The following is a 25,707-nucleotide window of genomic DNA, read 5'->3' on the forward strand; positions in this document are numbered from 1 at the left end:
AATACTGAATTTAAAAATAGAAAGATAGGGAAAAGCCTTTAAGGTTTAAGTTAGAGATGAATGGTTTGAAATTAATGAATACATCCTCTATGAGAGGAATTCTCCTTTCAGTTATACTATTATTTTCAATAACACTAATTTTAGTTCCATCAAATACATTCGCTGAAGAGATTAATGCAAAGAGTATTGGACTAGAGGAAACAGTAATCATAGAATTTACAAATGATTCAGATACAGAAATCAATACTTTTAGAATTTGGCTTGGTGCAGATTTTAATTTTAAATCTTTTAAAACAGAAAAAGGATGGATAGGTGAAAAAACGCCTCAAGGAGTAATTATTTTTACATCTCCTGAATCAATTAAAAAAGGAGAATCAGTAAAGTTTGGTGTAAAGACAGATAACAAAAATCCTGGAATTAATTGGAAGGCAATCGACATTAAAAGTAAAGAACAGGGCATGGGAAAAGTATTACCAAAAGAATTGCCCGAAGTTATAAAGAATACAGAAATTAAACCAGATAAAAAATCTGTAGATATAGGAATTCTTTCTGATTCTATTTTTAGAATAGTTCCAGAAAAACCCAACATGGGTTCAACTATAAGAGTAACTGGAGATAATTTTGGGGCATCACAAGAATTTGATTTTTACATAGATAATTCAAAAATCGGTAGTTTTGAAACTGATGAAAACGGTCACTTTATGACAACAATGAAAATTCCTGATAATCAGAATGCAGACAGAGTAGATTTTAAAATAAAAGATAGTAAAGGAGAAGAGAAGAAAATTAGTCTAAGAATTGGAGAAATTGAAAACCGAATTCCAGAGACAGAAAATGTTAAACTCACAATCAAAGGAATTCCAAATATAATACATAGAGGGGACTTGTTAGATATTTCAGGTACAGGGGCACCAAAGAGTGCAATCACTGCAGAGATTAAAACAGAAGATGGAGATATTATCAACTCAAGAACAGCAGAAGTAGATGCTAAAGGAAATTGGAAATTAGCAGAACCAATAGCTATTCCACTAGACACACCATTTGGTAAATATAATGCAGTTATTACTGATGGAAGAGAAAGTATTCTAAAATCTTGGACAGTTGAATCAAATAAAAAAATAATAATTACTCCTTATAACTTGAAATTTCAACCGGGGGAGTTACTAAAGTTTAATGGAACTGCAGTACCCAACAAACCAATTGAAATTATTTTGGAGGATCCTCAAGGAAAAGAATTATTTTCAGACATCATTCAGTTAGATGAATCAGGTTTTGTTGAATTTGAATATCAAACAGAACAATCATCTATTAAAGGCACTTATACTCTAATTGCCACTCAGGATAAAGATATAGAATTTATTTTTGCAGGATTAGGTCAACTGCCCGCAATTCCAGTTAATTTAGAATTTGATAGACTAAATTATAGTGCTGGAGATACTGCAGTAATTTCACTTACGGGGGTAGCATCTGAAATTGTTAGTTTGTTGATTATCGATCCATCGGATAAACCAAAAGGTGAAACAATTTCCATTACTTTACAAGCAGATGGGACTGCAAAATATGAACTAGATTTATCAGGATATGCATCAGGAGTGTATACCGCTGTAGCTAGTAAAGGTAGTGCACAAAGTACCGAGATTTTTACTGTAGGATTACAAACTGGTTCAGGAGAGATTCAGATAAACACCACAAAATTGAAGTATACACCAGGAGATTCTGTTTTAATTTTAGGAGACACAGCAAAAAATGTTCTACTTACAATAACAATGACAGATCCTGATGGAAATATAGTAAAAGAAAAAGAAACTTTTTCGGATAAAAATGGAAAAATTTCTGAAGGTTCATTTAGAATTCCATCAGATGGAAAAAGTGGAATGTGGACAATTACTGCAAAAAGTGGTTCAAATTTTGACACTATAGAAATTGAAGTATTATCGACAATAGTTGAAGGTATGCAGATTATCGTTGAAGAGGGTGCTGAGATCCCAGGATATGGAAATACACTTCAAATAAAGGTTGTTGGAGTTCAGCAGACAGTAGAGATAAGTATTGTGAATGCAGATGGACAGGTTATTGAATCGTTATCATTTCAGGCATCATCTCAAGGCGAGATAAACCAACCATGGATCATTCCAAAAGATACTGAGCCAGGAACATATACAATTAAAGTATCTGACGCATTCACTTCAGGTGAAACTACATTTGAGATAAAATAATATCAAACAATTTTATTTCGCCTAAATTTACAAAATCAATATGAACTTAAAAGACAAAATAGCAGAGTATCCAAATTTTCCTAAAAAAGGGATTTTATTTAGAGATTTTAGCCCAATTTTAAAAGATCCATCTGCAATGACAGTAATTGCTGATGAATTTACAAAGCATTTTCATCCAAAAAACATTGATCTTTTTGCAGGTATTGAATCAAGAGGATTTATTCTTGCGTGTATTCTAGCTGCAAGATACAACAAAGGAATGGTAATGATCAGAAAGGCAGGGAAACTGCCTGGAAAAACCACAAAAACTTCATACACAATAGAATATGGAAAAGACACAATAGAGATTCAAAAAGACATCATCAAAGAAGGACAAAGAATACTCATTTGTGATGACCTGCTTGCAACAGGAGGAACCGCCAAAGCATCTGCAAAATTAATTGAGAAAGTAGGTGGTAAAATAGTAGGTTTTGCATTCATTATAGAACTGACAGAGCTTAATGGTATGAAAGGAATAAGCAAGTATGATTGTAAATCATTGGTGAAGTATTAATGGAAAAAGATGTGGAAATAGGGATTTTTGGAGGTACTGGAATTTATGATTCAGGACTATTAGAAAACACACAAGAAATAGATATCGACACACCATACGGGAAGCCATCAGATACAATTACAGTAGGAACTTTCAAAGGACGAAAAATTGCTTTTCTTCCAAGACATGGGAAAAAACATACAATTCCACCACACAGAATTAATTTTAGAGCAAACATTTGGGCATTCAAAGAACTTGGAGTTACAAGAATAATTGCACCTTCAGCAGTTGGGAGTTTAAAAGAAGAGTTAGAGCCGGGACATTTTGTATTGCCATCACAATTTCTAGACTTTACAAAATCAAGAGATGGTTCATTTTCTGAAGATGGCAGGGTTATTCACATTTCAGTGGCAGATCCATTTTGTCCAGAGTTACATTCATCAATCACTAAAGTTACAGATAATCAAAATATCAAAATTCACAAAGATTGTACATACGTCTGTATTGAAGGCCCAAGATTTTCTACAAAAGCTGAATCAAAGTTCTATAGGACAACTGGTGCAGACATTATTGGAATGACTCTAGTTCCAGAATGTCAATTGGCAAGAGAAGCACAGATTTGTTATGCATCAATCTCAACAGTAACTGATTATGATGTTTGGGCAGAAAAGCCTGTTACTGCAAAAGATGTATTAGAAACACTGTCAAAAAATGTTGAAGGAACAAAAAAAATACTAACAGAGTTAATTGAAAAGATTCCTAAAACTAGAAGTTGTTCTTGTGCAAAAGCACTAGAAGAAGCAGAATTCTAGTCATCAACAAAGGATTCTTTTTTGAGTCCCTCTGGAAGAGACATGTCACCTTGGAGTAAATTTCTCTGAAGAGTCATTATTACCTCTTCAACATCATAACCCAATTTTTTTAATTCTTTTTCAGTATCTTTAGAAATTTTTGCTCCAACATTTTGTCCACCAATTCTACCAAACGCTATTGCAGTAAAGCGAAAATCATTATTATCTAAAGTGAATTTACCTATAATCTTTGCAGCCATTTGACTACCATGTATATTGTTAATGTGAACTTTGAGTTCCATTTCAGAAATTAAATTTCAACTGCTTTGTTGACGTTATCGTCAATCAAAAAGCTCCAATGTTTTTCATCTTCAACCTTGTAATCTTTAACTGTTAAAGGAATTATCTTTTCATCAAGGCATTCATGCTTGATTTCACCATTTTCTTTTAATTTTACTAATTTCCACTTGTATTTTCCCTGCTGTAATTTACAAACAGTAACTCCCCACTTTGCATCAGAATCAATTTTTGGCATCCCTACAAGATCAGCCAACTCTTCAATTCCAAGTTGTTTTTCTTCACAAAATCTTTTCTTACACACACCACATCGCCATACATCAACTGAGCCAATTGTTCTTTCATCGATGTTGATGTTAACTACACCAAAGTAAACAGGTTGATGTTTACATGTTTCAGTATCAATAGTCAATGTTGTTCAAAAATCGTAGCATTATTTAGTTCTTGCATCATCATATGGCTTTTCTAATATCACACCTATGCTATCAACAAGTTTATTTCTTTTAAATTCAATATTTTCTCTCTCACACATTCGTCTATACATGTTAACTACAGTAAATCTAGGATGCATTGCCTCAAATTCGGTTTCAGAAATATCTATGAATGCACCTAAATTCATTAGATCCTTTGCTGTATTTTGCGCATCATCCAAGGATATCTTTAATTTTTCTGAAATTACTTGTGGAGACATTTTACCATAGCAAGTAACAAGCAAGTATACTTTGGCTTGTATAGGATTCAAATGAATTTCAGAGATCAAATCATCTTCAATTCTAGAGTCCATTACTTTTCAAGTAAATTATTTGTAATAAAACATGATCCATACATCATTTTTTGACTAGAAGTTTTTTAGAAATTTTTAGGGAAAATCCCATCGCAATAAAATGAATTACTGCACCTAGAATTGCACCTAAAATCATGTCATCAAAAAAGATCCAAACTAGAACAAACGCAATAAGAGAAGGAACAGATATGATTACAGCAATTACTGCTCCCCTTATCATAATTTCACGCTTTGTTAGTTTTGAAAATTTTTCATCCTCGGACAATAGCTCAAATTTCAAAAGTGGTAATAAAAACCAAAGATACTTTATATTTGGTAAACCCAAATTGTGACTGTTTGGCAAGTTATAAGGGCGCATATTCAAATGAGCAATCACTGAATTTTGTAATACCAATTATTGTAATATTATTTTTAGGAATAATCTACATTATGACCCAAAGAGCAGATTCAGGTTTTGTTAGTTTCTTCTTAATTGGGGCAGCAGCACTTACAATGTTTTACTGGGTTAGAGTTTTGAAAAAGATGACAAAAGACCAAAAGCCACTTTATACACAATCAAGAGAGCAAGAACAGAAAAACTGGGTATATGACCTTATCAAAGGCGAGGGAGAGTTTGTTTTTGTTGCTGAAGTTCCAGGTCCTGAAGACAAGATTGCAGTAAGGCTAGTTGATGGAATGCTATACATCAGAGGAACTGCAGGGTTTTCAAAAGAAGTTCCAATAGAAGGAGCAAACAATATGCAAATATTTGATTTCAAATACAGAAACGGTGTGTTAACACTTAGAATAAAATAGCTAAAGACTTTTTGCTAATTCTAATTTCTGTGGCAGATATTTATCAGTAATATTAGTAAGACCATATTTTGCAAATGCCTCAAGTTCTGCTTTTCTTTTTAATCTCAAAAATACTTCTAATTCCTTTTTCCAAATTCCCGATTCATATCTTGGATCTTTTTGAAGATCATAACATCTCTTAATATCTGATTCAGTCATTGGAATTGTTGGTAGTTTGTATTTTTCAATATCAGTAGCCCAAACCCCTACCCATTTTGCATCAGGTACTGTTAATTCTCTTAGATGTGCAGCATTTGCAGAACCAGATTTTATTACCATTGCAATATGTTCTCCATACACATCACCATCAGTCAAAATGATTACAGGTAATCCCAATTCATCATGTAGACGTTTTAGTAAGGTTCGAGTAGAACGTGGAGCTTGCCCACCAGTGTTTATGATGATAGACTTGAATTTTTTATCAATTTGTTCTTCAACAAATCTTGTAAAAAGACCGCCTTTCTCAATTGCAATTACAATTTCAGCACTAGTATCAACTAGTTCAGCAGTAGTCAAACTAGGTCCAATAGAATAACCATCTGGATGGTTTGACAAATTCATTTTTTTGCCTTCATAGCCTGGAATTGTATATTCAATATTCAGATCACCGAAAATTGAGCTTCGCTCTTCTGGAAAAATATGGAAATCTTCTCTTGGCCTGGATGTTACTGCCTCTAAATCTACAATAATGTTATCAGATTCTGATTGATCTTCAAACTCTATTGCAAAGGCTTGCGAAGAGTAATACACATCTCTCAAGGTGGATGATTTTTTTTCTTGTGTTAAACGATTTGCAAAGAATGCAAGCCACATCAATTGTGTAAAGGAGCGTAGTTGGGCAGAATTTTTAGCACTTCTCAAGGCATTAGAGTTTCCTAGAATGTACTGCCTTAGTTTTTTGTCATAAACAATATTACTTACAGATCTGCTTGGAATTGAGAATTTTGGGAATTGGCCATTTTCTAAATCCTCATAGATTTTTGCTCCATGGTTTTTAAGGGATTCAAGAACACTTTTTTGCTTTTCCTTTGCCTTTTTGCTAATTTCTTTTGCTTTTTCCTTATTTGTTTTCAATTGGTTTTTCCTCCTCTAGTGTTTTAGTTTCTGTTTGTTTAGTTTCAGCAGGTTCTAGTTCATCTAAAATTTTCTTATAATTGGGTTGTTTTTTCTTTCCTGCAAGCTCTGTGCAAAACTCTGCGATCATTGGAATGTATTTTGCATAAAGATTTGCTCGCTTTTTTGCCATTTCAGCTTGTCCTCTTTTTGACATGAATGCTGCCAACTTTCTTGATAGGAATTGCAATCCCAATCTCAATTCACGTTCAATCTCTTGTCTATCAGCGACATTTTCTTTTCCTGCAGTCTTGTAAGGAATTCTAGTGGAGCAAATATGAGATACTATGATAAATGGTGGATCACCTTTTACTTTGTATCGTCCCCAATCTGTATCATTTACAACTTTTAGTACTACATCACTACCCTCATCATAAAGTAGTGGTATTCTGTTTGCGTATCTATACACATGAGGGCCACCTGTTTTAATATCGCCACCATATGCAATTCCCATCTCAACTATGAATGGAAATCCAGAATAGGCTGATGCTGGACGCTGGACTACGGCAACAAAATCAGGATTGAAGAATTTCTGAATTCCTTTTTCAAGAGGTCCTTCTCCCAATGGAGCCAAACAGCTTGAATCAGGTGCCATAAAGTCATCGAACTTTTGAAGAGAATCACTAAGGTTTACTAGTTCTTGATTTGTTAGCGTTCCCATACGTTTTTCAGGCTTGAATCCTGCAAACTCTGCAAATTTTACTGCAGTAGTAGGTCCTATACGCTGAAATCTTTTTGTCAGAAAAGTGGTGAGAGGTTCTCCTTGAACTGTATTGGTTAATTGCTTATAGTATTGGCTTTCAGGATCCATTTCAACTGTTTTTGATTGAGAATCTCCAAAATCCCAATAATACAATTTTTTGTTAGGTACATCAAGATCTTCAATTCTAATTTTACTTAGTTTCTCAAAATCCATTTTAAGAAATGACATCAAAGCTATCACAACACGAACTTGACGAGAAAGATTTTTCCATTTCTTTTTTGCTTTTGCCATAATAGCAGAGAAGCTAAGATTTTGTTTTGATAATCCCAAGTCTTTTCTAACTTTTTCAATCATTGTGTCATCAATTGTTGGTATTTCAAATTGAGATTCAACTATCATTCTTCTAATTCTTTCAACATCAATTCCATGTGGATGTGGTCGAATAATTGTTGGTGGAGGTGGTATTTCTTTTACAAATCGTGGATGGTGGAACTTTTGTCCCTTTGGATCATCAAATGTTATTGTTGCATAAGGTGTAATCAGAGATGTTTCATAAACATAATCTCGGATTTTGTTTCCTGCCTTAGAATAGTCACCTTCTAAACAAATACTAACAGAAAGGCCTTTTTTTGAAATTTCCTTTGTAGTGTGTTTTACAATAACTGGTTTGTTTTTTTGAATATCCAATAGGATTTCAAACTGATTCTGAATTTTTGCATCTGTTGAGCTTTTTACCACTACAGGTTTGTTGGTTGTAATTTGGCCATATAGGATTGCCATTGTTGCACCCAAACCAAACATACCCCTTGCTTGTTTTAATCCAAATTTTGAACCATAAAGAACAGTTCCAAATGCAAGTGGGATGTGTTTTGCGTCAACGCCTGGTCCATTATCTTTTACAGTCAAAATATACGGTTTGGGGTCGGGCTTATCAGGTTCAACTGCCTTAATTGTCAGGTGAACATCAGGCAAAACTCCTTTTTGATCACATGCATCCAAAGCATTTTCGACAAACTCTCTAACAGCAGTATATAATGAACGTGTAGGATTACTAAATCCTGCCAAGTCACGATTACTATAGAAAAACTCACTAGGAGAGATTTGATTGAATTTTTCTTTAATAGAAGACATCTTGATCTTCCCACAACTTCATTTTTTCTTGTTTTTCTTTTCTATTTGCAGCTTCTAATTTATCATAAACTGCACCATGCATACTTCCACTAGAAATAGAAGATATTGCATCAACAGCTAGTCGTAATTTACTTGCATCACCAATAATTGAAACAGTTTTTCCATAAACTGAGATATAAGTACTGCTAAGATTTTCCATATTCCTTCTTGCTCTACCACCTTCTCCAATAATTCTCCCTTTTATCCTTTCAACATTTGCAGTAGATTTTCCAGCAAATTCTCTAAGGTCTATAACATGCAATGTGTTTTCTCCTTTCAACAAAGTCATAGCATTTTCAGGAGAAAATCCTCTACCAATTGCTGTAACAATTTCCATTGCCTTAAATGGTTGTATCTTTGCAACATCACCATTTGATTTTATCAGTACTTCTCCAGTATCACCATCAATGTCTAAAGAAACATGACACAATTTTTCAATTTTTGATTTAACATTACCCGATTTACCAATCAATACAGCTATTCTATCATTAGGGATACGAAGTAATTTTTCAAAGCTCATTTTACAATATCCTCAAATAATTCATCTGGATCTTCAACAGAAACTCCTCTTTTATTGAAGAATCTCGTGATGTTATTAATATCTCTTTTAAGAAATTCTTGAGTATTAGGATGTCTCAAATCAACTGCAGATCCTAAATCAAAAACCACTAGGCCTTTTTCAGTCTTAAAAATATTATATTCTGAAAAATCTCCATGGACTAGTTTTGCCTTTTTGTACATTTCACTAATAATTTGAATGGCTTGTTTGTAGTCATCTTCATCTACTTGAGAATCCAATAGAGACTTGCAGGGGGCACCATCTTCTCCCACAAACTCCATTGCCAACACATTATTTGTCAAATACAATGGTCTTGGAACTGGAATTCCAGCCTCAAAGCATTGAGTCAGGTTTCGGTATTCTTTTTTTGCCCAGAGATATACAAGATTTTTAGTTCCTTTTTTTACATTTGAGAATCTAGGATCACCTAGAATGTATGGCTCACGTTTTTTAAAATTTGAAGTACTTACAAGATAAATTTTCAAGGCTACATTAGATTCATTTTCATCAACTCCCCAAAAAACAACAGATTCTTTTCCAGCACTTACAGCACCATTGACATAAGCAATGACATGATCTGTAATCATTTTGTACAAAGTCATGACAGTTGGCTTGTCTAAAACTTCATTGACCACTTTGCCCTTTTTGAAACCATCTTCCAAAGTTTTTCTTTTTGATTTTGAAATCAATTTTTTGTCTAACTTTGATTCTAGCTTTTTACTTAGAATATCTGTCATTAGTTAGTGATACCTCTACTAGATAAAATCAATTTCTTTTTTTCAATAAATCCATTAGAACTAAAAACATCAAATGACATTCTACATTTTAAAAACAATTAGAAAAGGGACTCCAGAAATTTTTTTAACACCATTTTCAGAACCGACCCCCAAATCAATTGATAAAGATATTGTTTCATTTCCAACCATGTTAATAATAGCAGAATTTTTTAGTAATACTTCAGCTTCTTCTTTATCTACAAATCTTTCTCCATAGTAGCTTTCACTGATGTGCATGTTTAATTCACCTTCAACAATAGTTTTGCCCAATAGTTCAGCATCACAAATATTCAACATTGGATTTTTTTGATAATCAGTTTGTCGTACTGCAAATGGCATTATGCATATTTACCTTTTAGAGTAGATTTTGCACCACACGCCTCACAAATCAAAAATGAAATACGATTTTCTTTTAGAATTTTTGTATCAGGACTTTTGCAAGTTGGGCATTCAAGATAATCTTTAACATAAATTTGGAACAATCGAGTAAAATCATCAGGATCACGTCTTCCAATAAACATGGCCTTATCACCAATTCTTTCAGCAGGAACTGCAAATTCTTTTGACAAGTATTGTAACACTTTGTCAGGATCTCTTCGGAGAACCTTTGGAAATTCAGAAAAATTACGTAAGAAAGTTTTTTGGCCTTCCCACATTACATCTACAACAGGAAGTTCAAACCTAGCAGTAGATTCCTTTTCAGTATCACCTAGTTTATCCTGTATCCTTTTGAGTAGATTCTCATATTCTGCTTTGGTCACTAAAAAACGGTGTAGACTAGACCCTATATGGGTTTTGAAAAAGAAGAATCGTGTGGATTTTGTTTCTAAATTATTCCATTTTTCCTATTCGGAAAACGTTAGTTCCACATTCAGGACATGTACCTTTTACGGCAGGACGTCCATTCTTTAGTTTAGTTTCTTTAGGATTTTTGATATCCCTTTTTTCGCGGCATTTTACGCAATATGCTGTAACCATTCTAAAAATTGTCAAACGTGGTGGTATTTAGGAAGAGGCTGTGAAAATTATTTAACTACAGGCTAGATGTAGGTAAATTTTTTGTGCGTCAAAAAAAGCCCATATTCAAAAATTTTAACGAATGTTAGTATTTTTTAGAAAAATATGGCCAAGATTATGTCAAAAACTAATTTTTCGAATATTTGTTTGATAATTAGAAATTTCTTCAGAGATTATCAATTATAAACTCCCAGAAATTAAGAAAGTAAAATGGCATCAAAAAAGGGGGTTGCAATCACAACAATTATTTTAGCTGCAATCACTGGAGCAAGTTTTTTTGTATGGACTATTCCCCAACAAAATGAAACCACATTTATCGTTACAGACTATAAAAATTATTTAGATGGGGCAAAAGGCATTCATGAAGTTCTACAAGAATCAACAGATATTGAGTATCAAAAACTTCTAGACGGTGAGATAACACCTGAACAATACATTGCATCAGCTGACATTACATCATCGCAAGTAACATCTCAGATCAGTGAATTTGTTACATCAAAACCACCTGAAGAATGGCAAAATAGCTATATTAGTTACATGGATGCTATGAAGAAATTTAATTCGTATGTTGGAGAGACCAAAGTTCTAGCAAAGCTAATAGAAAATGAAAGATCACAAGAAAAAATTTCAGAGACAATACAAAAAATTGAATCACTAAAGGCAGAATCATTAGAATTGATCAAGATCTCTGATGAGTCAAGGCCAGGTTAGCCTCAAAACCGAATTTTAATAATCATAATTGTTGGAAATCGTTAAAAAGCAATTCTGAGATACAAGATGGATGTCTCAGCGCTCAGACAAAGTTGAAAAAGATGTTAATGCATCAACTGCTAACAAATTACTTGTAATTTGTATTGACAGAGACAACGATGTGGGCGAAAAAGCAGGAATAGTAACCCCAGTAATTGGGAGAGATGCTTGTATTGAGGCAGCACAGAGATTAGCATTAGAAGATCCTGAAGATGCAGATTCAAATTCAATATTTTCAGCAATTAAAACATACGAAGACTTGGTAAGCAAGGGATATCAAGTTGAAGTAGTTACAGTTGCAGGAGTCAAAGACAGAGGAGTACAAGCTGATGAGAAGGTTCTTAATGAAACAAAAAAAGTATTAGAAAAATTTTCTGCAAATGGTGCCGTAATAGTTTCAGATGGGGAAGACGATGAAAGTGTTATCCCAGTTATTCAAAATGTTCTACCAGTAGTTTCAGTACAACGTGTTGTAATGAAAGTGAGTAGAAGTGTAGAGTATTCTTATGCTGTTTTTGGGAAATATCTAAAAATGATTGCATATGATTCAAGATATTCAAAATTTTTCTTGGGAGTTCCTGGAATACTTTTACTGATTGGAGGAATTGCAACAGTATTTGATTATACTGCAGAGATATTTGCAGTACTTGTTAGCATTTTAGGTGGAGCATTTTTAATTAGGGCATTTGATATCGATAGAGTCTGGTCAAGCTGGTCAAAGCCAACACCGATGGGCTTTATCAGAATGTTTACAATGGTTGCAGGAGTACTGCTAATACTTTCATCAATACCAGCTGGAATTACTGCAATTGATCCAGAACTAATTGAATCAGATACAGGACTTGTTGGAAAGATTACTGATCAAATAATTATCGGTCAATTTGTTGCAGGAGTGTTACCAATATTGTGGACAGGTCTTGGTGCAATATTTGCAGGAACATTACTTAGTAATTGGATTGGTGGAGTACCAAGACAAATCAGTGACATTTTAAGAATAATTGTTCTAATTGCTTTGTATCCAACAATACACCAATTTACTAACATCATGATTTCTGATGTAAGTTCATTTACCTTGATTCCACCACTTCTTGGAGGTCTTGCAGCTACATTGATTTCAGCCACAATTCTCTTCAAAAAATACAGAAAACATAAAGATCAAGAGATGGTTTCAGACTAATTTGAGCCTGGAATTATCTGTAGCCTGAATTTTTTCAAAAACACTGATATCTTTAATCATCTAGTAATTATCAAAAGGTGAACTGACATTAGCAAAATTAAAGATGTGATTTTTCAGCTATCAGGCCTTTACAAGATTTATGGGAAAAGGCTAGAAAACGAAATCCAAAATGGAGACATTCCAAACCATGTTGCATTAATTTTAGATGGAAACAGAAGATGGGCTAAAAGACATTTAACAATTCCAAAGGCAGGACACTGGAAAGGTGCAGACGCTGTTGAAAATCTACTTGATTGGTGTGAAGAATTTAATATCAAAATTGTTACATTGTATGCGCTATCTGCTGAGAATTTGGATAGGAATGATGAAGAACTAGACCATTTGTATGAACTGATTCGAATGAGATTAGAAAAGCTGTACAACGATCCACGAATTCACAGATGTAAGATGAGAGTAAAAGGGATAGGAAGAATTGAGTTACTGCCTGAATCTATCAAGAAAGTTCTAAAACGACTAGATGATGCTACAAAAGACTATGATAATCATTTTCTAAATATTGCACTAGCGTATGGAGGTCAGTATGAATTAGTTGATGCTGTAAAGAAGATTGGTGAAAAAATCAAAGAAGGTCAACTAAGTGTTGATGAGATTACCAAAAAAGAGATTGAATCAAATCTTTACACATCACATTTACCACAATCATCACCAGATATGATTTTACGTACGTCTGGAGAAAAAAGACTAAGTGGATTTTTAATGTGGCAAAGTGCATACAGTGAGTTAGTTTTTATGGACATTTTTTGGCCAGAATTTAGGAAGATAGATTTGATGAGAGCAATTAGAACATTTCAAGAGAGAAAAAGAAGATTAGGAAAATGATAGAAGAGACATCAGCAGGAATAGTATTGTTTAGAAGAGAGGATTCTAAAAACTTGTTTTTACTTTTGCATTATCCTTCTGGACATTGGGATTTTGTTAAAGGAAAGATGGAAAAAGGCGAATCAACACACGAAACTGCAATTAGGGAAACAAAAGAAGAGACAGGTATTACTGATATCATATTTATAGATGACTTTGAGGAATGGATAGAATATAATTTTCAGTACCAAAAAGAATTAGTTCACAAAAAAGTAGTTTTTTTCTTGGCTGAGACAAAAACTAAACAAGTAAACATTTCACATGAACATCTAGATTACACTTGGATAGATTACAATACCGCGATGGATAAAACTACTTTTGATAATGCAAAGACGGTTCTAACAAAAGCTCAATCGCTACTTACCAAAACTGTCTAATTGTAAATTTTTTGCCACGTCTACGGGTTTTGTGGCATTTAGAATGGTTCTTCCAACAATTAGATAATTTGTTCCAGAGGAAATTACTTCGTTTGCATTTCCACCTTGAGTTCCAACGCCTGGAGAAAATATACTGAGTTTTTTTCCAGCCTTTTTGGAGCAGTATTGGATAATTTTTGGAAATGTGGCCCCAACTACAATGCCATCAACTTTGGCAGTAAGGGCCCAATCTAAGAATAACTGATAGAGTTGTTGTTTTTTATGCAGTTTTATCTCCATATCATAGGACAATTTAGCCTCAGGGGCACTCATATGACACAATGTAATCACACCTTTACCATTTTTGTGAGCAGATTTTACCAGGTTTTTCAAACTATCCAATCCCATAATGGGGTTGGCAATTACTGCATCAAATCCTAAACTCCATAAATTTTCTGTAGTTACTTTGTTAGTATTTCCAATATCATTTAGTTTAATGTCTGCAATTGTTTGCAGACCATATCTATGAGCTGTCTTGTTTATTTTGAAAATTTGTTTGCCACTTAGTGGTAGCAGTAAATGAAAATTTAATTTCACTGCACAAAGGTATGGATGTAGTTTTTTGATATTTGAGATGGTTTTAGTTTCTAAATTCTTTACAGATGGATCATAATCATTGGCAAGAATTACTTTGCCATTTGTTTTTGCAATCTCTGCCAGTCTAGTTTTGAAGGTGGGCATAATCAACTAATGGGTGAGTGTCTTTTAATTTTATTATTTTGATATATGAATACCCGTGCTCAGATGGACTATCAACAAATGTTGGTTCAATTACATTACTTGTGGAGAACTTCATGAATGGTTTTTCTGGATCTTTATCAAGTAATACATGACAAAAATATGAAGTTCCTTCTTCATGAAAATTCATGAAAACCCCAAGAAGCCATTTGTTATTGTGTGGGAATAAGAAGAGTGGAAATGGTATTTCTTCAAATCCCCAAGTTAGTTTTGCAAGACTAGACATATCTTCTAATTCAATTGGTTGATATCTATCAAGAGTTCCATTTCCAGGTTTCAAAGTTTTTGGTAGTGATTTTATTCGAACAATTGGGGAATACAATTTGCTAGAATCAGAAGTTGTATCTACAATTTCAGATTCTTCTTTTCCTCCCTTCAGACCATAACGAAGATAATGCCCGTTTTGTTCAAGTGGTGTAAAGTATACAATTGGTTTTTCTTTTAGAACATCCATTTGAACAGATAAGATTTTTCTACCATCATGATCATGCAAAAATGATACGCGTGGCGCACGCTCAAGTGCACAAACGAGCCTAGTAAATTCTAAGGTGGAGTTAACTTGAATGTAACGTGGTTGTTTGTCAATAGGAGAAGCAGGAGATTGTTCCACGAAGATTTACGATCAATTAACAAATTAAACTTATCCAAAACTTTGGAGCCTAGTTTCTTCTATCAATAACATCATTGACAGTGGGTCCTGTTCCAATAATTGTAACAGGCGTGTTTAATTTATCTTCAATATTTTTTATGAATGCTTTTGCATCATCAGATAGTTCATCATACGAAGTTTTTCCTGCACAGTCTGTAAACAGTACATCTAACTTTGTAATTGAGATTTGTGTTGCACCATTAAGCATGATTGCACGCCTAGCTAAATCAAAATCAAAATCAGCTGCTCTACGTTGACGACCAGTAACAGTTCCAAACTCAGACCAACCTTTCTTTTCTGCTTCTTCAAGTGAAAGTTCTTTATCAAGAGGTCCAGTGCCTACACGCGTAACATAAGACTTGAAGACTACAATTACCTCATCTACTTTGGTTGGGCCTAGTCCAATATCAGCACATATTCCAGAAGCAGTCACATCTTTTGAAGTAACAAAAGGATATGTCCCATGCCACAATGAGAGAAATGTTCCCTGAGTTCCCTCAACTAACACATTTTCATTTTTATCCAAAGCAGAATTAATCTCGTAAGGAACATCTGTAACTAGAGAAGCCAATGAATCAAAGTCTTTTGCTAATTTTAAAACCCTCATTGCCCTATCAGCATTTGCAGGACCTGTTCCTGAACCAGTACTACCAATCTTCTCTTTTAGATCACCCTTAGAGTCTCTGGCAAGATGGGTCTCCTCAATAATTCCACAGTGCTTATCAATGAATGCACGTCCTGAAACGCCAAAGTCTTCAATCTCTTTTTTTAGCACATCGGGATTAATCACAACGCCAGGACCAATCATGACTTTGGCGTCTTTGTTTAGGAATCCACTTGGAAGCATTCGAACTTTGTAAACTCTTTCGCCATCTTTTATGGTGTGTCCGGCATTTGGGCCAGCGCCACCACGAACTATTATCTTTGGATTGTCTTTGATTGCCAAATATGAGATGATCTTTCCTTTTCCCTCATCTCCAAAAAATCCACCAACTACAACAGTAGATGTCATGTTGTTGAACTTGAACTTGGTTTATTTAAGCTAAAGTGGTCTTGCATCATTTTATAACAGAGATTAAATTTTCTAGATCGATGGTTGGAGAGAATTTTGCAGGAAATATCATTGTTAATTTAGCAAATCTTCCAGACTTTCTGAGAAATCCAATTTTAAAAAAACGCATGATAGAATTCTTTACGCTAACAAAACCAGATCAGGATGAAGTGATCAATAATGCATTAGAGGCAGGCCCAACAATTCCATTTCCTAACTTTGCAAAGCTTTTCAAAACTTGGCTTAAAATTTTGGCAACGCTTTCTGAAGAACAAAGAGAAGGGTTGTTTTCTGCATACATTTCAGAAGTATCACAAAACCCACAAAAATTAATCAACTTCAATTTGGATGGTATTTTGGAAATTTATCTCACACTAGATGATAATGAAAAAAACATTCTAGCCAATACAATAAAAAGAATAATCAACAATTTAGATGAAGAGCATAGAAGAAGAATGATGTTAGTTATTCCAGAAAATGCTAAAAAGCACTTGAAATTCTAAGCCCCTGTTGGTTCATCAGGCTTTCTGTTATCCTCATTGGTATAATCAATAACTTCTCCTTCAGGAGACATTACACCTACAAAGATCTTCTCATGTTTTTTCAATAATTTCCTGTGGTCAGGCATTGACATGTCAAGTTTCATCTCATTCATTACCATTATTTGGTATTCTTTCCATTCAGCCCAACACTTGTTGCAGGTAGGATATTTCTCTGCAACAGGACCTAATTGCTCAGTATCAGGAATAGCATCCTTGCATTTTGTACAAGTACGACTCATAGAAAGTAGCGATTTGAAACTCCTTTTATCTTTTATTGAATGTAAACGAGAAAAGTGATAAAAAAATTATCTAGTTTATATTCAATTTTATGGCATTTAATTATCATTTTAAAATTAGAAGTGTTGAACACGCACAAAAATATAAAAAAATGAAAAATTAGGAAATTTCCTTTCGGCATTTTTTGGAACAGATTTTCTCAAACATGTCGATAAATTCTCTACCGCAATGAATGCATTTTTTGTAAATATTCATAATTTCAATTATGGAATAATTCTACAAAATCACAATCTGTACAAAACTTTGCTTGGATTTTTCTCCAAGGTTGGTTTGCAAGAATCGTAACGTTTGTTGCACTTGTTCGAATTTCGTTTGAACATTTTGGACAAGTTTCCATACTGTAGAATTGTGTACTACAATATTAACAATGGCAAAAACAGTAGCTTACTTGTCATATTATCAGCTTACTTTTTTTAAAAAAATAATTTCAAAAAAATTCTAATTACCATACATAATTATTGAAGAATTATTTTAGAAAACCACTTGGACGAAGAACAAAAAAAGAAAACAGAAACAATGTCATTTAGAATAGACAGTAATATTCTCAATAAGATGAGAGCAGAATCTGAATCACAAGGAGTTAGTCTGAATGTGTTAGCAAATAAGATATTTTCAAGATATACAGAATGGGACATGTTTGAGCCTAAAGTAGGCATGGTTCCAATAGCAAAACCAATAGTTAGTGCACTATTTCAAAAACTCTCAGAGCAAGATACAATCGAATTGGCAAAAAAGATAGGCCAAAGCATTGTATCAGATATTGCAACATTTATGAAAGGTTCTATGGATGTTGATTCGTTTGTATCGTGGTTTGTAACAAGAATGAAAATATCTGATTTTGAGATGAATCATAGTGTCAAAGATTCAAGACACAGGTACATCATAAAGCATGATCTTGGTTACAACTGGTCACTATATCACAAAACAGTTTTGGAGCTCATATTCAATGACGTATTAGAAAGAAAAATTGATTTTAAGATTAAAGATAGAATAATGGAAATATCTTTTGAAAAATAATTATACAGACTTTACTGCTCCAGTCATCCATGGATGAAGCACACAATAATACTCATACAGACCAACGTTTTCAAAAGTTTGCTCAAAAGTATCTCCTGGCATCATCATTCCAGAATCAAACAAGTCATCATTGCTAGTTACAGTATGAACTGAAATGTCTTTGTTAGTCCATGTTATGGTATCCCCAGATTTTATCTGAGTGACTTTTGGATAATATGATTTGTTTGAAGACTTTACTGCAGAGCCCTCTTCAACTTCGCAAATAGTAGTTTCAATTATTTGGGCAGTATCAACAATGACTGATGTGTCGACATTATGTTGTTTGTGACCTGTTGAACCTGCAGAGGTCTTTGAAATCTTTGCATTTGCATCAGATAGTTGTAAGTTGGTTAGGATTTGTTTTTGCCATTCCCACATATCAATTGATTTAGTTTTGGCAAGATCGGTTCCATCAATAGAGTCAGAGGCATAATCTTGTATGTCAAAGTACGCCATTGTTCCTTTTTCTTCAGGGATACCATGCAAGTGGAAAAGATAACGTCCAGGTTCTTTCCATTTTGCCTCAAATATTGCAGCGTTTCCAGGACTCACTTCCCAAGTTTGTGTTCTGATAGGCTCATTTTCCCAAATACCAGACATAATGGTATCAAATATTGTACCATGAATGTGAAAGCCAAAAGCGGCAATAGCACCCATATCTACATAGTATAATCTAACTAATTCACCAGTTTTTGCAGGTAATGGGTTTGTCCAATATTGATCTGCATATCCGTTAAAAAACACATAATCAGGATTCCAAGTCTCTTGGTCTTCCAAGTCATACTCTCCTTTGACAAGAACGTATTCTCTTGCAGGTTCCAATCCTTCTTTAGGATCTACAATAAATGCACCATACAAACCGTTTCTGATGTGTTCAGATACAGGCATCACATGACAATGATACATGAAGAGGCCAGCAGGTTCTGCAATGAAATCATATGTGTATGAATCTCCAGGTAAAACTTCTTGGAAGACACCGTCATTTTTTTCATTGTGATCTCCATGAAAATGCATTGTATGTGGAAGCTTTCCATTATTGATGAAATTAATTATGACTCTATCACCTTCAGTTGCACGTAATGTGGGACCGGGAATTGTTCCGTTGTATGTCCAAGCTTCAACTCTTACTCCAGGTGCAATTTCTAATGTGGTGTCTTCAGAGATTATAGTAAATGTACGTGTTATGGGAGCAATGTGGACAGAAGTGTCTTGAGCAAAAGATTGTAAAGGTATTTCGGCATTTAAGAAATAAACACCAAGTGTTACTCCAAGAGATATAACGACTATCACCATAACAGTTGCTCTGTCCACGAGAATCAATTTGAAGAATTGTTTTTAATTATGAGGTATTTTTTGCAAACAATTGCAAACAATGTAATACATCCTTCTTATGTGTCTGATTTTTTTACAGTATGTCTTGGCACCAAGATGTAAGGGATATTGTATTGACTTTAAAACAAAGAGGTTTGAAGGAGGGCTAAAGTATCAAAATGGGTTAAAATGGTGCAGCATCTGTTCTCGTTTTATTCATACTGAATTGATTCGTTGCTCATGTTGCAATACAAGATTACGGAACAGGGCAAAAAATAGAATATATCAAAAACGAACTAAACTCATATAATTTTGGAGCAAAAATAATTAAACCTGAATTTAGTCAATTTAGGGTATTGAAGGGCACATTCTATCAAATTTCAATGCAAGAAAAAATCAAAGCAGCAAATGTTAGTCAACCTTTTGAATGTAAAGTAATAATAATTAACAAAGACCAAACTATCTATGAAGATAAAGTGTCCTAAATGTAAAGAGAATGCAGAATTAGCACCGGACTTTTCTTTTGTAAAGTGTGGATCTTGTGATTTAGACATGAGTTATGGAGAATACATCAAATTTGTAGCTCATAACGAAGCAACATACTCAGACATACTTGGAGACTATGCAGGTAGTACAGAAGGACAAACTGCAGGGTCACTAGATGAATGGGATTAACAAGATAGTAAAATCATTCATCAGATTAAAATAATTAGTTTGGCAAATCTCTAAACATCATTGGAATTTTTATTAGAAAATATACTTAATCTCATAGGATTTTTGGTAGGACTTGGAATCGGAATAATGTCATTAATTGGATTTAGGAATACGGGCAGTCCTACATTGTTTAGATTAACAATTGCATTTTTTTCAATTAGTTTAGGGTTCTTTGTAATTTGGGCAGGATACATGGCAGAAGACTTTGTCATACAATCAGGAAATATAGAGAGATGGGTGCAAACTTTGGGAATTGCAATTCAAACAGTAGGATATTTTTTTATTGCATTTTCACACAGCATCAAATCATTTTTTCCAAAATCAAGTTACTTTAGATCAGTTGGAATCTTACCGTTGTTCTTGGTATCATCAGTACAACTAGAGCATCTATTCAGATCAGTTTCATTTATCTTGTTGGTGTATGGTGCAATTGAGACAATGCTGTCATACATTGATAATAAAAACAAAGGAGCAATCTCAGTTTCAATTGGATTAGCATTATTAGCACTTGGAGAATTTTTGGGATGGTATTCATTTGTATTCCCAGAATCAATTTTGTATTCAGTATCAATGGTAATCAAGATTGGCGGCCTGATTGCATTATTCATTCCAGTGAGTAAAGTTCCATTAACTAAGATAAAATTTGATGAAGGACTGGAATAATTCAGTCTAGGCTCGAAATTTACAATTTGTCAAATTCTTTTATCTTTTTGGTATATTGCAAAATATCAACGTCCTATCATAGAAATTATCAAGATTATACCATAGGAAATGGCAGAGTATAGGACACATATGAAAATTATTGGTGATATACTAGCTACTACCAGAGATGATCTTCAAGACGAAGATGGGGCAACAGTAACTTATCTGATTAGAAAAGCAAACATTTCTCATTCTAGAATTTCAAGAATTCTAAAGACATTGGTTTCTCAAGGATTATTAGAACAAGTCGACACACAAGGTTATAACAAATACAAAATTAGTCAAACAGGTAGAGAGTTCCTTCAAGCATATTACAAGTTTACAAGTTTTGCAGACAATTTTGGATTAAGCATCTAATCTTCTTCATCTAACTCATCTAAATTATCATCAAAGTCATCTTCAAAATCAGTGTCCGGATAATCCTCACTAGACATACCTTACAATAAAAAAAATTTGATGTTAAAAACTTATTCAAAAGAAAATGGTAATAAAACAAAAAAATTAGGACAAAACATTGAAAGTAAATTGCAATAAAGAAGGAATTGGAAAAGCATCAGAAATAATAGAGGAAGGAGGAATAGCTGTATTTCCAACAGATACCGTTTACGGGATTGGTTGCAATCCTTATGATAAAAAAGCTGTAAAAAAAGTCTATGAGATAAAATCACGGGACTTTGCAAAACCATTTCCAGTCTTGGTTTTCTCAAAAGAGATAGCAAGCCAAATTGCTGATTTTGATGATAAATCAAAAAAGATTGTAGAAAAGTTTTGGCCAGGTCAGCTAACAATCATTTTAAAACTAACTGACATGAAACTAAAAGAGTCACTAAATCTAGCAGATAAGATTGCACTACGTGTTCCAAATCACAAATGCACACTAGAGCTGCTAGAAAAATGCAAGTATCTAATTGGAACTAGTGCAAATGTTTCAGGACAACCATCATTTTTTGATCCTCAGGAATGTATCAAAAATGTAGAAAACTATGATGTTTTTGTTGACGGGGGAACAATTACAAGCAAAGGAGAATCAACAATTATTGAGATAGAAGATGGCCAAATCAAAATTATCAGAGAAGGTTCTTTGAGCAAAGAGGAGATTTTGGGTTTATGAACTTGATAGTAACATGTGCAAGACACCTAGAATCTGAAACAGAAGATGAGCTAAGGGGATTTCTAGAGGAGTTTGGGGATTCTGATCCCAAAGTTATAATCACTAGCATGTCAGGCATCTTGACTGCAGATACAAAGTTAGATCCAGTAAAAGTTGTAGGAAAGATCAAGGAGATGTTACTTGATGAGCCATGGAGTGTAAGGTATTGCTTGAGAATCATTCCACTACAGAAAATAGTTGAGACAAAAATCGAAGAGATTCAAAAAGTTGTAGAAGAGTTATCAGACAGAATTTCAAAAGATGAAAAATACAGAATATCAATTGAAAAAAGAAATTCAGATTTATCCAGTCAGGAAATAATTAAAAAAATTGCAAGCAAGATAGAAAATCAGGTTTCACTAGAATTTCCAGATAAGGTTGTCTTAATTGAAATTTTGGGCAACAAGACTGGAATTTCTATTCTAAAAAAGTCAGATATTTTGAGCACAGAGAAGACAAAACGCAGTATTTCAGAGTAAAACTGCTGCCTTTTCTACTAGAATATCTTCTAGAGGAGTCTTGGAGTAAACGCAATCAATTTGTTTTTTTGAAATCTTAAAAGATTTTTTTAGAAAGATTGTATTGTTTTTTGAAAACAATGGAATGATTAATGGAGATAATTCCTTGTGCAAAGAGTGTAGATTAGTTTTGTTTCCAATTGCAATTAAAATAAAATCAGCATTTGGTTTTATTCCAACAGATGCAATTGCAGCAGATATTTGTTTTGTCAATGCAAAGCGCATCAAGATATCGGTTTCAGGTTTGTTTGAAAGTAAGATATCGTTTTTTTGAGACTCTAGTGAAAGAGATAAGATTTTTTTCATATGATAACTATTCAAAACAAACTGGCTTGATACTGCCTGAAGTTGGAGTTTGGGATATTTTTTTCTTAGATCATCGAGAAACTTTACATCAATTGCCTTTTTTCCTTTGATTTGTAGAATCTGTATCTGTTTTGAAGATATTTTGTAGAGTAATTTCTTTGAAGCACCGCCATGAATTACAGGAATGATACTAACTACATCATTGTTTTTGATTATAGTTGATTTTCCATCCATTGCAGAAGAATCAGCACCATTAATGGCAATCAGAATGTTCTCAGTGTCTAATTTTGGAGAATCATCTGGTTGTAATTGTAATAATAGATCAATTAGTTCTTGAATAGTAATGTCTGATTTTCCAATTTCTAGTTGTTCTTTTGAAAAAGATTTCTTGGCACCGCCAACTAGTTTTACAGTAATCATGATTATTTGTGCAAGGTCTGAAATTAATATTTAATTTATTTAGATTTTTCTTTGGTGGTTTCAGTTGCCTCGACTGCTGGTGTTTCTGTAGCAGGTGCTTCTGTGGTTTCAGTTGCCTCGACTGCTGGTGTTTCTGTAGCAGGTGCTTCTGTGGTTTCAGTTGCCTCGACTGCTGGTGTTTCTGTAGCAGGTGCTTCTGTGGTTTCAGTTGCCTCGACTGCTGGTGTTTCTGTAGCAGGTGCTTCTGTGGTTTCATCTGCAGATTCATAGTCTGCTTGAGCTTGCTGTTCTGCTTTTGAGGATTCAATTCGTGCTTGTTTTTGTTTTTCTTCGCGAATCTCTTTTTTGATAAATTTTGTAATATATCCAGCAACTTCGTTTTTTAGGCCCTTTGAGCGTACAATAGAAACTTGATCTAGAACTTTTTTGTTATCAGCAAAATCTTCACCGAATTTAGACTTGTGAGTGTCCAAGACTTCGTATGAAAGACGTTTTATTCTATCCACGCCTCGTCTAAAGATTAGGGTATTTTATATCTATATTCCAAGATAGGAGTTTGAATTTTTTTCTAGCAATGATGCAGTGTCATCAAATGATTTGCCTAGAACTTTGGAGGCAGCAAAAATCACACTGGGAATAAAGCTGATTTGTGCGGATTTCATTTCAAAACATCTAGAAAATCTAACAGGACCATCGGTCTCTACAAGAATTTTTGATTCGTCACTTTTTGATAACAAAGTCTGTTTGTCATTAGCATAGATCATCACAGGACCAAAGGAAACAAAAAATCCCATATCCATGGCCTTTTGCAGTTGTTTTTTGCTTCCATCAAACCAGTGAAGTAGTGCATGCTCAGTATTATATGAAGTCATTATTTGTAAAATATCATCTAAACTCTTTCTAGAATGAATAGATACTGGTTTGTGGGATTTTTCTGCACAAGACAGAAGAGTTTCAAAGACAACAGTTTGTCTTTTAGAGTCTTCATCGTTGTTGGTATACGTAGGGTCAAGTCCTATTTCACCAATTCCTGCAAGTGTATCATGATTGTTTTCTATCAGATCAACAACTTTTTCTAAATCATCATTTGTACATTCAGGATGAATTCCAATAAAGGGTAATACAAGATTGCTTTTTTTTGCAAGCTCCAAAGTTTGTAGTGAATTTTCTGCATCCATAGACACGCAACAAGCTTTGATTTTCAAAAACTCCATTTCCTGTAAAGTAAAATCCATATCAGAAGAATAGTGAGGATCTGACAAATGTATGTGAGAATCAAAATACCATGTCATTTCTTTATCAATTCTTAAAATAGTCTGTATAAATCGATTCCTTAGTGATATTTTTTCACTCATTATCTTTTTTCGGAAAAAACTAAAATAAAATTTATGAAATCATCAGAATTAGGTCTATCTGCCATGTATAGAATTCTGAAAAAAGCAGGTGCCGAAAGAGTTAGTGATGAATCTGCAGATGAATTAAGAAGAGTGATTGAAGAAGTAGCAAATGGTATTGCTAAAAGTGCAGTAGATATGGCTTCTCATGCAGGTAGAAAAACGGTAAAAGGAGAAGATGTGAAATTGGCTTCAAAACCATTTAACAAATTCTAATCTAAAGAGTTTAATTGTTCATTTTGTGTTTTTCAAAACGGTACTCTGGCAGAACGGTTATGCGTGGGCCTGCAAAGCCTATACAAGGGGGTTCGACTCCCTCGGGTACCTTTATTCAACAATAACTTGTCCTTCCATCCAAGGATGTAAGGTACAAAAATAATCAAAAGTTCCTGATTCATCAAAAGTAAGTGTGTATGCTTCAAAAGGATCCAAATATCCACTATCAAAAAGATCTATTGGTGCATCATAAAATCCAGATGTGACACTATGAAATGCAGAGTCTTCATTTACCCATGTTACTGATTCCCCTACGCTAATTGTAATTATAGATGGGATGTAACATTTATCTTCTTTCTCACAACCAGGTCGTGAAACTTTTGTTGGCATTACAACATCGCCTTGAATCTCAGACTCTGATTGAAAAATTTCTGGAACTGAATCCGCTGTAGATTCAGGAACCGGTTCAGGTTGTGGGTCTACATCAGTTGAAAAAGCAACAACTAAAGCTACTATGGTAATAATTCCAATTATAGATAAAGTAGTTATTTTTTTCATTAAATCATTTCACATCCAAGATAGAGTTATTA

Annotated in this window: 36 protein-coding genes; 16 read left to right on the plus strand and 20 right to left on the minus strand. The window is 33.8% G+C overall.

The features are described 5' to 3' along the window. The first annotated feature begins 74 nt into the window (after positions 1-74). Genes NPIRD3C_RS09810 through NPIRD3C_RS09820 form a run of 3 tightly spaced genes read left to right on the plus strand, consistent with a single transcriptional unit; the run spans position 75 to position 3,560 of the window. On the plus strand, positions 75-2,216 hold the full coding sequence (locus NPIRD3C_RS09810) for an alpha-2-macroglobulin family protein (RefSeq protein WP_237087665.1): 2,142 nt from the start codon (positions 75-77) through the stop codon (positions 2,214-2,216). A 40-nt stretch (positions 2,217-2,256) separates the two neighbouring features. After that, entirely contained in the window at positions 2,257-2,769 is a 513-nt protein-coding gene (locus tag NPIRD3C_RS09815; RefSeq protein WP_148703967.1) for an adenine phosphoribosyltransferase, read from the plus strand. Beyond that, the gene (locus NPIRD3C_RS09820) at positions 2,769-3,560 is read left to right on the plus strand and encodes an S-methyl-5'-thioadenosine phosphorylase (protein ID WP_148703968.1); all 792 of its coding nucleotides are present in this window, start codon (positions 2,769-2,771) and stop codon (positions 3,558-3,560) included. The genes NPIRD3C_RS09815 and NPIRD3C_RS09820 overlap by 1 nt, the downstream gene beginning before the upstream one ends. Here NPIRD3C_RS09820 and NPIRD3C_RS09825 read toward each other — a convergent pair. The 4 genes from NPIRD3C_RS09825 to NPIRD3C_RS09840 are packed head-to-tail and all read right to left on the minus strand — an operon-like array spanning position 3,557 to position 4,885. Beyond that, positions 3,557-3,841 (minus strand): hypothetical protein, encoded by a 285-nt coding sequence (locus NPIRD3C_RS09825; protein ID WP_148703969.1) that lies wholly within the window; start codon positions 3,839-3,841, stop codon positions 3,557-3,559. The genes NPIRD3C_RS09820 and NPIRD3C_RS09825 overlap by 4 nt on opposite strands. Before the next feature lie 8 nt (positions 3,842-3,849). Beyond that, the gene (locus NPIRD3C_RS09830; protein WP_148703970.1) at positions 3,850-4,248 is read right to left on the minus strand and encodes a hypothetical protein; all 399 of its coding nucleotides are present in this window, start codon (positions 4,246-4,248) and stop codon (positions 3,850-3,852) included. Between the two features lie 21 nt (positions 4,249-4,269). Continuing rightward, positions 4,270-4,620, minus strand: a complete 351-nt coding sequence (locus tag NPIRD3C_RS09835) for a hypothetical protein (protein WP_148703971.1) — start codon at positions 4,618-4,620, stop codon at positions 4,270-4,272. Between the two features lie 43 nt (positions 4,621-4,663). Further along, positions 4,664-4,885 (minus strand): hypothetical protein, encoded by a 222-nt coding sequence (locus NPIRD3C_RS09840; protein ID WP_148703972.1) that lies wholly within the window; start codon positions 4,883-4,885, stop codon positions 4,664-4,666. 71 nt (positions 4,886-4,956) lie between these two features. On the opposite strand from NPIRD3C_RS09840, the gene NPIRD3C_RS09845 reads away from it, so the two are divergent. Continuing rightward, positions 4,957-5,415, plus strand: a complete 459-nt coding sequence (locus NPIRD3C_RS09845; RefSeq protein WP_026089900.1) for an Hsp20/alpha crystallin family protein — start codon at positions 4,957-4,959, stop codon at positions 5,413-5,415. Here NPIRD3C_RS09845 and NPIRD3C_RS09850 read toward each other — a convergent pair whose 3' ends face one another. From NPIRD3C_RS09850 to NPIRD3C_RS10915, 7 genes are all read right to left on the minus strand, one after another. Next, the gene (locus tag NPIRD3C_RS09850) at positions 5,416-6,528 is read right to left on the minus strand and encodes a DNA topoisomerase IV subunit A (RefSeq protein WP_148703974.1); all 1,113 of its coding nucleotides are present in this window, start codon (positions 6,526-6,528) and stop codon (positions 5,416-5,418) included. Further along, positions 6,515-8,401 carry a DNA topoisomerase VI subunit B gene (locus tag NPIRD3C_RS09855; protein ID WP_148703975.1) on the minus strand — a complete coding sequence of 629 codons (1,887 nt, stop codon included), beginning with the start codon at positions 8,399-8,401 and terminating at the stop codon, positions 6,515-6,517. The genes NPIRD3C_RS09850 and NPIRD3C_RS09855 overlap by 14 nt, the downstream gene beginning before the upstream one ends. Further along, on the minus strand, positions 8,388-8,960 hold the full coding sequence (locus NPIRD3C_RS09860; RefSeq protein ID WP_148703976.1) for a KH domain-containing protein: 573 nt from the start codon (positions 8,958-8,960) through the stop codon (positions 8,388-8,390). The genes NPIRD3C_RS09855 and NPIRD3C_RS09860 overlap by 14 nt, the downstream gene beginning before the upstream one ends. Continuing rightward, positions 8,957-9,736, minus strand: a complete 780-nt coding sequence (locus tag NPIRD3C_RS09865; protein ID WP_148703977.1) for a serine protein kinase RIO — start codon at positions 9,734-9,736, stop codon at positions 8,957-8,959. Before NPIRD3C_RS09865 ends, NPIRD3C_RS09860 begins: the two co-directional genes overlap by 4 nt. 81 nt (positions 9,737-9,817) lie before the next feature. Further along, positions 9,818-10,114 (minus strand): DUF424 domain-containing protein, encoded by a 297-nt coding sequence (locus tag NPIRD3C_RS09870; RefSeq protein ID WP_148703978.1) that lies wholly within the window; start codon positions 10,112-10,114, stop codon positions 9,818-9,820. Further along, positions 10,114-10,536 carry a translation initiation factor IF-2 gene (locus NPIRD3C_RS09875; RefSeq protein WP_148703979.1) on the minus strand — a complete coding sequence of 141 codons (423 nt, stop codon included), beginning with the start codon at positions 10,534-10,536 and terminating at the stop codon, positions 10,114-10,116. Before NPIRD3C_RS09875 ends, NPIRD3C_RS09870 begins: the two co-directional genes overlap by 1 nt. Before the next feature lie 70 nt (positions 10,537-10,606). Then, a complete protein-coding gene (locus NPIRD3C_RS10915) occupies positions 10,607-10,753 on the minus strand; it encodes a DUF5679 domain-containing protein (protein ID WP_014963798.1) in 147 nt (48 codons plus the stop codon). Between the two features lie 249 nt (positions 10,754-11,002). Between NPIRD3C_RS10915 and NPIRD3C_RS09880 the strand changes: the two genes are divergently transcribed. From NPIRD3C_RS09880 to NPIRD3C_RS09895, 4 genes are all read left to right on the plus strand, one after another. Continuing rightward, positions 11,003-11,503 (plus strand): hypothetical protein, encoded by a 501-nt coding sequence (locus NPIRD3C_RS09880; RefSeq protein ID WP_148703980.1) that lies wholly within the window; start codon positions 11,003-11,005, stop codon positions 11,501-11,503. 70 nt (positions 11,504-11,573) lie between these two features. Further along, on the plus strand, positions 11,574-12,719 hold the full coding sequence (locus NPIRD3C_RS09885) for a DUF373 family protein (protein ID WP_148703981.1): 1,146 nt from the start codon (positions 11,574-11,576) through the stop codon (positions 12,717-12,719). 105 nt (positions 12,720-12,824) lie between these two features. Continuing rightward, on the plus strand, positions 12,825-13,598 hold the full coding sequence (gene uppS, locus NPIRD3C_RS09890) for a polyprenyl diphosphate synthase (RefSeq protein WP_237087667.1): 774 nt from the start codon (positions 12,825-12,827) through the stop codon (positions 13,596-13,598). Continuing rightward, on the plus strand, positions 13,595-14,014 hold the full coding sequence (locus NPIRD3C_RS09895; protein ID WP_148703982.1) for a bis(5'-nucleosyl)-tetraphosphatase: 420 nt from the start codon (positions 13,595-13,597) through the stop codon (positions 14,012-14,014). The genes uppS and NPIRD3C_RS09895 overlap by 4 nt, the downstream gene beginning before the upstream one ends. On the opposite strand, the gene NPIRD3C_RS09900 is transcribed toward NPIRD3C_RS09895, so the two are convergent. Genes NPIRD3C_RS09900 through NPIRD3C_RS09910 form a run of 3 tightly spaced genes read right to left on the minus strand, consistent with a single transcriptional unit; the run spans position 13,994 to position 16,452 of the window. Next, positions 13,994-14,734 (minus strand): orotidine 5'-phosphate decarboxylase, encoded by a 741-nt coding sequence (locus NPIRD3C_RS09900; RefSeq protein ID WP_148703983.1) that lies wholly within the window; start codon positions 14,732-14,734, stop codon positions 13,994-13,996. The genes NPIRD3C_RS09895 and NPIRD3C_RS09900 overlap by 21 nt on opposite strands. Next, positions 14,715-15,401, minus strand: a complete 687-nt coding sequence (locus tag NPIRD3C_RS09905; protein WP_148703984.1) for a hypothetical protein — start codon at positions 15,399-15,401, stop codon at positions 14,715-14,717. Before NPIRD3C_RS09905 ends, NPIRD3C_RS09900 begins: the two co-directional genes overlap by 20 nt. A gap of 49 nt (positions 15,402-15,450) precedes the next feature. Then, entirely contained in the window at positions 15,451-16,452 is a 1,002-nt protein-coding gene (locus NPIRD3C_RS09910; protein WP_148703985.1) for an adenylosuccinate synthetase, read from the minus strand. Between the two features lie 80 nt (positions 16,453-16,532). Between NPIRD3C_RS09910 and NPIRD3C_RS09915 the strand changes: the two genes are divergently transcribed. After that, positions 16,533-16,994, plus strand: a complete 462-nt coding sequence (locus tag NPIRD3C_RS09915; RefSeq protein WP_148703986.1) for a hypothetical protein — start codon at positions 16,533-16,535, stop codon at positions 16,992-16,994. Here the strand turns inward: NPIRD3C_RS09915 and NPIRD3C_RS09920 are convergent. Then, positions 16,991-17,272, minus strand: a complete 282-nt coding sequence (locus NPIRD3C_RS09920; protein ID WP_148703987.1) for a Fe(2+)-trafficking protein — start codon at positions 17,270-17,272, stop codon at positions 16,991-16,993. The genes NPIRD3C_RS09915 and NPIRD3C_RS09920 overlap by 4 nt on opposite strands. A 541-nt stretch (positions 17,273-17,813) precedes the next feature. Here NPIRD3C_RS09920 and NPIRD3C_RS09925 point away from each other — a divergent pair. Continuing rightward, the gene (locus NPIRD3C_RS09925) at positions 17,814-18,347 is read left to right on the plus strand and encodes a hypothetical protein (RefSeq protein WP_148703988.1); all 534 of its coding nucleotides are present in this window, start codon (positions 17,814-17,816) and stop codon (positions 18,345-18,347) included. Here NPIRD3C_RS09925 and NPIRD3C_RS09930 read toward each other — a convergent pair whose 3' ends face one another. Next, on the minus strand, positions 18,348-19,697 hold the full coding sequence (locus NPIRD3C_RS09930) for a multicopper oxidase domain-containing protein (RefSeq protein ID WP_148703989.1): 1,350 nt from the start codon (positions 19,695-19,697) through the stop codon (positions 18,348-18,350). It abuts the gene before it with no gap. A gap of 465 nt (positions 19,698-20,162) precedes the next feature. Here NPIRD3C_RS09930 and NPIRD3C_RS09940 point away from each other — a divergent pair, with 465 nt between their 5' ends. The 5 genes from NPIRD3C_RS09940 to NPIRD3C_RS09960 all read left to right on the plus strand — a co-directional run bounded on the left by NPIRD3C_RS09940 (position 20,163) and on the right by NPIRD3C_RS09960 (position 22,742). Next, positions 20,163-20,372, plus strand: coding sequence for a hypothetical protein (locus NPIRD3C_RS09940; protein ID WP_148703991.1), 210 nt, complete (start codon positions 20,163-20,165; stop codon positions 20,370-20,372). Positions 20,373-20,432: 60 nt separating this feature from the next. Next, on the plus strand, positions 20,433-21,074 hold the full coding sequence (locus NPIRD3C_RS09945) for a hypothetical protein (protein WP_192827850.1): 642 nt from the start codon (positions 20,433-20,435) through the stop codon (positions 21,072-21,074). 108 nt (positions 21,075-21,182) lie between these two features. Next, positions 21,183-21,470, plus strand: a complete 288-nt coding sequence (locus NPIRD3C_RS09950) for a winged helix-turn-helix domain-containing protein (RefSeq protein WP_148703992.1) — start codon at positions 21,183-21,185, stop codon at positions 21,468-21,470. Positions 21,471-21,627: 157 nt separating this feature from the next. Beyond that, positions 21,628-22,224, plus strand: coding sequence for an L-threonylcarbamoyladenylate synthase (locus NPIRD3C_RS09955; protein ID WP_148703993.1), 597 nt, complete (start codon positions 21,628-21,630; stop codon positions 22,222-22,224). Beyond that, positions 22,221-22,742, plus strand: a complete 522-nt coding sequence (locus NPIRD3C_RS09960) for a THUMP domain-containing protein (RefSeq protein WP_148703994.1) — start codon at positions 22,221-22,223, stop codon at positions 22,740-22,742. The genes NPIRD3C_RS09955 and NPIRD3C_RS09960 overlap by 4 nt, the downstream gene beginning before the upstream one ends. On the opposite strand, the gene cgi121 is transcribed toward NPIRD3C_RS09960, so the two are convergent. From cgi121 to NPIRD3C_RS09975, 3 genes are read right to left on the minus strand one after another with little or no spacing between them, the layout of a single operon-like run. Next, entirely contained in the window at positions 22,734-23,507 is a 774-nt protein-coding gene (gene cgi121 / locus NPIRD3C_RS09965; protein ID WP_148703995.1) for a KEOPS complex subunit Cgi121, read from the minus strand. The genes NPIRD3C_RS09960 and cgi121 overlap by 9 nt on opposite strands. 35 nt (positions 23,508-23,542) lie before the next feature. Continuing rightward, entirely contained in the window at positions 23,543-24,013 is a 471-nt protein-coding gene (locus NPIRD3C_RS09970) for a hypothetical protein (RefSeq protein WP_148703996.1), read from the minus strand. Between the two features lie 30 nt (positions 24,014-24,043). Beyond that, the gene (locus NPIRD3C_RS09975) at positions 24,044-24,799 is read right to left on the minus strand and encodes a TatD family hydrolase (RefSeq protein WP_148704199.1); all 756 of its coding nucleotides are present in this window, start codon (positions 24,797-24,799) and stop codon (positions 24,044-24,046) included. A gap of 96 nt (positions 24,800-24,895) precedes the next feature. Between NPIRD3C_RS09975 and NPIRD3C_RS09980 the strand changes: the two genes are divergently transcribed. Next, a complete protein-coding gene (locus tag NPIRD3C_RS09980) occupies positions 24,896-25,117 on the plus strand; it encodes a histone family protein (RefSeq protein WP_048071117.1) in 222 nt (73 codons plus the stop codon). Between the two features lie 111 nt (positions 25,118-25,228). Here the strand turns inward: NPIRD3C_RS09980 and NPIRD3C_RS09985 are convergent, their stop codons facing one another. Then, positions 25,229-25,675: a cupredoxin domain-containing protein gene (locus NPIRD3C_RS09985; protein WP_148703997.1), complete on the minus strand. Its 447-nt coding sequence runs from the start codon at positions 25,673-25,675 to the stop codon at positions 25,229-25,231. Positions 25,676-25,707 lie beyond the last annotated feature (32 nt).

The organism is Nitrosopumilus piranensis (genome assembly GCF_000875775.1).
GTDB classification, from domain to species: Archaea; Thermoproteota; Nitrososphaeria; order Nitrososphaerales; family Nitrosopumilaceae; genus Nitrosopumilus; species Nitrosopumilus piranensis.